8 protein-coding genes are annotated in these 6,981 nt (G+C 58.9%); 5 read left to right on the top strand and 3 right to left on the bottom strand.

Annotated features, from left to right (window positions below; genetic code table 11):
- Positions 1 to 161 precede the first annotated feature (161 nt).
- Genes ACFE0K_RS07830 through arsC form a run of 3 tightly spaced genes read right to left on the bottom strand, consistent with a single transcriptional unit; the run spans position 162 to position 1,460 of the window.
- Positions 162 to 503 (bottom strand): DUF2069 domain-containing protein, encoded by a 342-nt coding sequence (locus tag ACFE0K_RS07830; protein WP_434535534.1) that lies wholly within the window; start codon positions 501 to 503, stop codon positions 162 to 164.
- A gap of 2 nt (positions 504 to 505) precedes the next feature.
- Entirely contained in the window at positions 506 to 1,099 is a 594-nt protein-coding gene (gene wrbA / locus ACFE0K_RS07825) for an NAD(P)H:quinone oxidoreductase (protein WP_434535533.1), read from the bottom strand.
- A 7-nt stretch (positions 1,100 to 1,106) separates the two neighbouring features.
- Positions 1,107 to 1,460, bottom strand: a complete 354-nt coding sequence (arsC, locus tag ACFE0K_RS07820) for an arsenate reductase (glutaredoxin) (protein WP_434535532.1) — start codon at positions 1,458 to 1,460, stop codon at positions 1,107 to 1,109.
- A 77-nt stretch (positions 1,461 to 1,537) separates the two neighbouring features.
- Between arsC and ACFE0K_RS07815 the strand changes: the two genes are divergently transcribed.
- The 5 genes from ACFE0K_RS07815 (at position 1,538) to ACFE0K_RS07795 (ending at position 6,548) form a co-directional block, all read left to right on the top strand.
- The gene (locus tag ACFE0K_RS07815; RefSeq protein ID WP_434535531.1) at positions 1,538 to 2,833 is read left to right on the top strand and encodes a YihY family inner membrane protein; all 1,296 of its coding nucleotides are present in this window, start codon (positions 1,538 to 1,540) and stop codon (positions 2,831 to 2,833) included.
- A complete protein-coding gene (locus ACFE0K_RS07810; protein ID WP_434535530.1) occupies positions 2,820 to 3,092 on the top strand; it encodes an acylphosphatase in 273 nt (90 codons plus the stop codon). Before ACFE0K_RS07815 ends, ACFE0K_RS07810 begins: the two co-directional genes overlap by 14 nt.
- Positions 3,089 to 3,964: an alpha/beta fold hydrolase gene (locus ACFE0K_RS07805; RefSeq protein ID WP_434535529.1), complete on the top strand. Its 876-nt coding sequence runs from the start codon at positions 3,089 to 3,091 to the stop codon at positions 3,962 to 3,964. Before ACFE0K_RS07810 ends, ACFE0K_RS07805 begins: the two co-directional genes overlap by 4 nt.
- A gap of 168 nt (positions 3,965 to 4,132) precedes the next feature.
- Positions 4,133 to 5,635 carry a fumarate hydratase gene (locus tag ACFE0K_RS07800; protein ID WP_434535528.1) on the top strand — a complete coding sequence of 501 codons (1,503 nt, stop codon included), beginning with the start codon at positions 4,133 to 4,135 and terminating at the stop codon, positions 5,633 to 5,635.
- Positions 5,636 to 5,774: 139 nt separating this feature from the next.
- Entirely contained in the window at positions 5,775 to 6,548 is a 774-nt protein-coding gene (locus ACFE0K_RS07795) for a hypothetical protein (RefSeq protein WP_434535527.1), read from the top strand.
- The last annotated feature ends 433 nt before the right edge of the window (positions 6,549 to 6,981 follow it).

Here is a 6,981-nt window from a genome sequence, read left to right as displayed (position 1 = left end):
CGATGTCAAGTTTGGCGGGCGTGCTGTGCAGAAAGGCGAGTCGCGCAAAGATCAACAAACTCAGGGTGAGGTCGATGACATTGGCAATGTCCAGGGACACCCGGCCGGCCAGGGACAGGCGGGGCATGGCGCCTTCCGGTGTTTCGACCTCGAACCGTTCGTCAATCAGCATGTTGCCCCTGGCGAATCTGCAGCGCAGAGAACACAAACAGCATTACCGTCAGTGAGGTCTTGGCAATGGCCAGGGTACGTACCGGCGGCGGGTCCAGCAGCTGGATGGCATAACCGCAGAAATAGAACAGCAGAATAAAGCACAACCAGGTGGCCTGGCGTTTGTTACCACTGATCACTGCCGGCAGCATCAGTACCAGAGGGGCATAGAGAATCACTGCGAAGATAATGCTGGAGACAATGTGCACATTCGGTGGTGCCAGGCTGAAAAGCCCGGAGATGCCAACAAACAATAACAGTGCGTAACTGATACGCAGAAGCAGGAGATTCATGTTCAGGCCTTGAGTTGGCGGGCGAGGGTAGCCAGGCGTTTGCCCAGGGCCCTTGCCAGAGAGATTTCATGGTCGGTCAGCGACGGGTCTGAATCGGTGCCGGCAACGTGGGTAGGACCATAGGGAGTGCCGCCACTGCGAGTATCCAGCAGTGCTTGTTCGGAATAGGGCACACCGGTAATCACCATGCCGTGGTGCAGCAGCGGGGTCATCATGGACAATAAGGTGCTTTCCTGGCCGCCATGCAGACTGCTGGTGGAACTGAACACGCCGGCGGGTTTGCCGATCAGGGTGCCTTTCATCCACAGATCACTGGTCTGGTCGACAAAGTATTTCAACGGCGCCGCCATATTACCGAAGCGGGTGGGCGAACCCAGCGCCAGACCGCTGCAACCGGCCAGGTCTTCCAGGGTGGCATAGGGCGCGCCCTGTTCCGGTATCGCGGGTTCACTGGCTTCACAGTTGGCAGAGATTGCCGGTACCGTGCGCAGGCGGGCTTCCATGCCAGCGCCTTCAATGCCGCGAGCGACCTGTTGCGCCAGATTGGCCACACTGCCGTTGCGGCTGTAGTAAAGCACCAGTACATAATCCGTCATGATGGTGTCAGTCCAGCAGGTTAAGGGCGTTTTCCGGTGGGCGGCCCAGTGCGGCCTTGTTGCCCCTTACCACGATGGGGCGCTCAATCAGTTTCGGATATTGCATCATGGCGGCGATGACATCCTCATCGCTGCTTTCCGCGGACAAGCCGGCGGTTTTATAGTCCGCTTCCTTGTTGCGTACCAGATCATGGGCCCTGGCAAAGCCGAGTTTCTTGACCAGGCTTTTCAGGGTGGCGGCATCCGGTGTGTCGTCCAGATACTTTACGATGGTGGGCTGGATGCCGTTTTCTTCCAGCAATGCCAGCGTCTGGCGGGATTTCGAACAGCGCGGATTATGGAAGATGGTGTAGTCCGTCATGAGTTTTGCATATTCTGTGGATGAGGGTGTCATTGTAAGGTGCTTGAATCCGCTGGCAAGGAGAGGATGCCGATAACATGGAAACTGATGAAAACGTGATTCCGGTACGTGCCAGGCTGGATTCCATTCGCGCCTTTTTTGCACTGCTGGTGCGTCAGTTCAAGGACGATGGTTGTCGGGAAAGTGCTGCCGCGCTGACGTACACCACCCTCTTTGCCATTGTACCGGTGATGACCGTGAGTTTTTCGGTACTGGCCTCGGTGCCTGCCTTGAAAGGCAAGGGCGTTCAACTGCAGCAATGGGCGTTTGAATACTTTGTGCCGTCGGCGGGTAATATGCTGCTGGAACATCTGCAGTCGTTTGCCCGCCAGGCCACCAATCTGACTGGGCCGGGTGTGATTATTCTGATCATCACCTCGGTGCTGATGCTGCGTACCATCGAGCAGACGGTTAACCGTATCTGGAAAGTCCGTAGCGCCCGCAAGGGGCTCACCAGCCTGATGATGTACTGGGCGGTGCTGTCGCTGGGGCCGATTTGTCTGGGGGCCGGCCTGGCGATCTCTTCCTACCTCACCTCTCAGGCCATTTTCAGTGACACCGTGAATTATCTCGGCGGCGCCAGGCTGTGGTTGTCGCTGCTGCCTTTCCTCTTTACCACCGCTATGCTCACCCTGCTGTACACTGTGGTTCCCAACACCAATGTACCGTTACGTCAGGGAATGCTGGGTGCTGCCAGCGCGGCCTTGCTGTTTGAGCTGGCGAAAAGTGGCTTTGCCTTTTTTATCCGTCAGACCCCCAGCTATGAAGTGGTCTACGGTGCCTTTGCAGCGGTGCCGGCGTTCCTCTTATGGGTCTACATTTCCTGGATTATTGTCCTTGGCGGTGCGGAGCTGGTGCGGGCTCTGGTGGTATTTCAGGAGCATCGGCGCAAAGTGCCGAGAATGCATGCGTTGATGCGCCTGCTGCACACCTTTTGGGACCGTCAGCAACATGGCAAGGTGCTGCGCAGTAAGGAAGTGCGTCAGGTGATGCGCGACTGCGGTGTGAGTCAGTGGGATGAATTTCGCAACCTGCTGATGGACGCCAAGCTGATACGGCGTACGGAAGAGGGGGGGTACATGCTATCCCGGGATCTGCGCAATCTGACCCTGGGGCAACTGGTGGCCATGTTGCCGTGGCCAGCCCATACCCAGTTACGGGTGCGGCTGGGTAATGATAAATCCCTCTGGGAACGCGAGCTGAAGGAAAAGATGGACCAGGCCCGTGACGGTATGATGGCGCCGCTGGATATGCCGCTGGATACTCTGTTTCAGCGTTGCGACAGCATTGGCGACAACGCGGAGAACCAGGAGAGCAACGATGGCGATCACTAAACATGTACTGGTGAGCGGCAGGGTTCAGGGGGTAGGCTACCGGGCCTGGACCCAACACGAAGCCAGCCTGCGAGATCTTGTCGGCTGGGTACGTAACTGTGACGACGGCCGTGTGGAGGCCATCTTGCACGGCCCGCAAGATGCGGTGTCGGCTATGCTGGACGCTATGCGCCAGGGGCCGACCATGGCCCGGGTGGAAGAGATCATCACCCGGGATTCAGAGGCGCCGCAGACCCGGCATTTTGAGGTAACTCGATGAAACAGGTTGAACTGGTAAACGGTGACTTGCGCTTTCCGGCCCTGATGGCCGGCAGTGGCGAGCCCGTGATTTTGCTGCACGGTTTTCCGGATACCTACGAAAACTGGGCGGTGCAGATCAATGCCCTGGCGGCGGCCGGGTATACGGCTATTGCTCCGGCTCTGCGCGGTTATGCCCCGAGCTGTCAGTCCGGGAGTGGTGATTATTCTGTCTATGCGGCGGTGGATGACCTGATGGTGTTCGCCGCCCAGTTGGGTGGCCGTGTCCATTTGATCGGCCATGACTGGGGCGCGGCGGTAGGCTATCTGGCCTGTGCCCAGTCTCCGGAAACCTTCTGTTCCTTCAGCGCTTTGTCGATCCCGCCCCTGCGGCGTATTCCCCAGGCGCTGCTCAAAGTGCCTGAACAAGTACTGCTTAGCGGCTATATGCAATTTTTCCAATTACCGGTCGCGCCGGAAGCGTGGCTCAAGCGCGGCGATCTCAGCGGAGTGGACACCCTGTGGCGTCGCTGGTCGCCGGATTGGGACCCCGGGCTTTATCTGGACAATGCCAAGCACACCCTAGCAGAACCGGGTGTTATCGGGGCGGCACTGGGCTGGTACCGGGCCATGTTCAAGCTGTGGAAAAAGGAACAACGCAAGGCGCTAGGCTGGTTGGGCCAGGATATCGCAACGCCAACGCAGATACTGATTGGCGAGAATGATGGCTGTATGAGCCCAAAGCTGCTTGAACACACTCTGGTGGAGAGTGACTTCAGCGGTGGAGTGGAGCTGCAGCGCATAGCCAATGCCGGGCATTTCCTGCATCTGGAGCAGCCTGAGGTGGTCAACGATCATCTACTGCGGTTGCTCAACAATACCCGCTGCGACTGAGGTGGCGAGACGCGAGTTGCAAGGAGCGAGAGACGAAAACCTGTCCCGCTCCCTTTGCCATTCGCGACTCGTCACTCGCTTCTCGCTGTTGTTTCATTCCGATTTTCGCCCCCTTCACACTCTGCGCTATACTACGCGCCCCCTATTTGTCCCAGCAGGAGTAATCCCATGACGGTGATTCGCCAGGATGACCTGATTCAGAGCGTGGCCGATGCCTTGCAGTATATCTCTTACTACCACCCGGTGGATTTCATCCGCGCGGTGAAAGAAGCCTACGAGAAGGAAGAGAGCAAGGCTGCCAAGGACGCCATGGCGCAGATCCTGGTCAACTCCCGTATGGCCGCCATGGGCCGCCGCCCGATCTGCCAGGACACCGGTATCGTGACCGTGTTTGCCAAGGTGGGCATGAATGTCACCTTCGAAGGCGACATGAGCCTGGACGACATGATCAACGAAGGCGTGCGCCGGGCCTATAACCACCCGGAGAATGTGTTGCGCGCCTCGGTGCTGGCGGACCCGGACGGCAAACGTGCCAACACCAAGGACAATACCCCTGCGGTGATCAACTACTCCATCGTGCCCGGTGACACTCTGGAAATCGATGTGGCCGCCAAAGGCGGTGGCTCAGAAGCGAAATCCAAGTTCGCCATGCTCAACCCGTCCGATTCCGTGGTGGACTGGGTGCTGGAACAGATTCCCAAGATGGGCGCCGGCTGGTGCCCGCCGGGCATGCTCGGCATCGGCATCGGCGGCACCGCCGAGAAGGCCATGCTGATCGCCAAGGAATCTCTCATGGATCCCATCGACATCCACGAGCTGCAGGCCCGCGGTGCCCAGACCCGTTCGGAAGAGCTGCGTCTGGAGTTGTTCGAAAAAGTGAACGCCCTTGGCGTGGGCGCCCAGGGTCTGGGTGGTCTGACCACCGTGCTGGACGTGAAAGTGGTGGATTACCCCACCCACGCCGCCAATAAACCGGTAGCGCTGATCCCCAACTGCGCCGCCACCCGCCACGCCCACTTCATTCTCGACGGCACCGGCCCGGCAGACCTGAAAGCCCCGGACCTGGAAGAATGGCCGGACATCGCCTGGGGTAACGACGAAGGCGCAATCCGTGTGAACCTGGACACCGTCACCCCGGAAGAAGTGCAGACCTGGCAGCCCGGTGACACCCTGTTGTTGTCCGGCAAGCTGCTCACCGGCCGCGATGCGGCCCACAAGCGCATGGTAGAAATGCTGGCCAACGGCGAAAAATTGCCGGTGGACTTCACCAACCGCTTTATCTACTACGTAGGCCCGGTGGACCCGGTGGGCGATGAAGTCGTCGGCCCCGCCGGCCCGACCACTGCCACCCGCATGGACAAGTTCACCCGCACCATGCTGGAAGAGACCGGATTGATCGGCATGGTCGGCAAGGCCGAGCGTGGCGACAGCGCCATCGAAGCCATCAAGGACAACAAGGCGGTCTACCTGATGGCCGTGGGTGGCGCCGCTTATCTGGTGTCCAAGGCGATCCGTAAATCCCGCGTGGCCGCCTTTGAAGATCTGGGCATGGAAGCCATTTACGAATTCGAAGTGGAAGATATGCCGGTTACCGTGGCCGTGGACTCCACGGGTGAATCCGTTCACAAGACCGGCCCGGTGATCTGGAAAGAAAAGATCGCTGCACGTTAAGGTCCTGCATGTCACGGAGGGGGTAGCCTGGCTACCCCCTTTCTTTTCGTCCCGATTTCACAGGCGACGTATTGTTGTGCGTATTGTTCCAGCGTTTCTCACTGGGTGTCTGTTAGCTGCTGTCAGCGGTTGCAGCACCGTGGTACCGACCACGGCCGACTGGCTGGGCTGGACCCGGGCGCCGGCCCAGGTGGCAGGCCTCGACTATGGTGAGATCGATGCGCTGGGTGCCAGGGTAGGGGGGTGTCAGTCTCTCTATCAGCACCACCAGCAGGCTCGTTACCTGAAAGAGCAGCAGGCTGCGGCATGGCGGGATGATTGCGTGGAGCAAATCGCTGGGGCCCGCAAGGCCCGCCACTATGCGCAACAGATGGATGTGGAGGTGGAAAGCGCCTGGCAGGCCGTGCAGGCCCACAAGGAAGCGCAGCGGCGGCAGGCACAACGGCGCCGGGAGCTTCGCGATGACATGCGGCAAGCCCAGAAAATGGCGGAAACCTTGCGCAATGCCGAAGAGGAACAGGAAAAGGCCCAGAACCAGCGGTTGGAAAGGCTGGACGGGGCCAATATTCACGGCCTGATGCTGGAAGTGCCAAACCTGCCACTGGCGTTTACCGTGGGCTCCGCCTCGGAGATGACTCTGAAACGGTTTCTGGCCTGTCTGGAAGTGCTGTATCCCAATGAGGGTTATCAGATTCAGCGTGATGGCGACAAGCTGACGGTGAAGGCGGAGCGAGCCACCATGATGCGGGGTGATGTGCTGCTGGAAAGTCGCTATACGCGAATCTGGGACAACTGGACCTTGCAGTACCTGTCGGTGGGTGAGATCCGTGCGGAAAATGCCCAGGATCGCTACGTGCTTGCCCAGAACCTGCTGGGTTCCCAGTGTCAGCCTGACCGGCAAGAGGGTAATTAAGCCGGCTGTTCCCCCGTTTTTTAACGGCCCACCCAAAATCCTAAATCCCTGAACACGCGATTATTGTTCTGTGCCGTAGGGTGGATTAGCTTCAAGCGTAATCCACCAACACACGGTGCATATGTGGATTACGCCTACGGCTGATCCACCCTACGCAACTGGCTTTAGACCGGGTTTCTCCTTGCGAAACCCGGCCTGCCAGATCTGTCGAATAAGTCCGGGAGCCCGGCCCCATCCCTGGGGCTACGGAGATCAATCAGGTCTTCCTGGGGTCACAGTACGAAGGCCTGGGGCCACCCGGACCATCAATATACTGTTCATTTGGTCAGTGGTCAATCGAAGACAGTGACGAGTTGTGAGGAGCGAGTTTCGAAAGGCGGGGTGGTTTGCTTTTCGAAACTCGCTTCTCGTGACTCGTTCCTATCCGGCCCGC

The organism is Alcanivorax sp. (assembly GCF_051117345.1).
Classification (GTDB): Bacteria; Pseudomonadota; Gammaproteobacteria; order Pseudomonadales; family Alcanivoracaceae; genus Alcanivorax.
The sequence above is the reverse complement of the archived record's forward strand: the minus strand, read 5'-3'. Positions and strand labels throughout refer to the sequence as shown.

Bases quoted from the DNA above. Each gene is read 5' to 3' on its own strand.
- ACFE0K_RS07815 (WP_434535531.1), top strand. From the start codon at position 1,538: ATGGAAACTGATGAAAACGTGATTCCGGTACGTGCCAGGCTGGATTCC.
- ACFE0K_RS07810 (WP_434535530.1), top strand. From the start codon at position 2,820: ATGGCGATCACTAAACATGTACTGGTGAGCGGCAGGGTTCAGGGGGTA.
- arsC (WP_434535532.1), bottom strand. From the start codon at position 1,460: ATGACGGACTACACCATCTTCCATAATCCGCGCTGTTCGAAATCCCGC.
- ACFE0K_RS07805 (WP_434535529.1), top strand. From the start codon at position 3,089: ATGAAACAGGTTGAACTGGTAAACGGTGACTTGCGCTTTCCGGCCCTG.
- wrbA (WP_434535533.1), bottom strand. From the start codon at position 1,099: ATGACGGATTATGTACTGGTGCTTTACTACAGCCGCAACGGCAGTGTG.
- ACFE0K_RS07800 (WP_434535528.1), top strand. From the start codon at position 4,133: ATGACGGTGATTCGCCAGGATGACCTGATTCAGAGCGTGGCCGATGCC.
- ACFE0K_RS07830 (WP_434535534.1), bottom strand. From the start codon at position 503: ATGAATCTCCTGCTTCTGCGTATCAGTTACGCACTGTTATTGTTTGTT.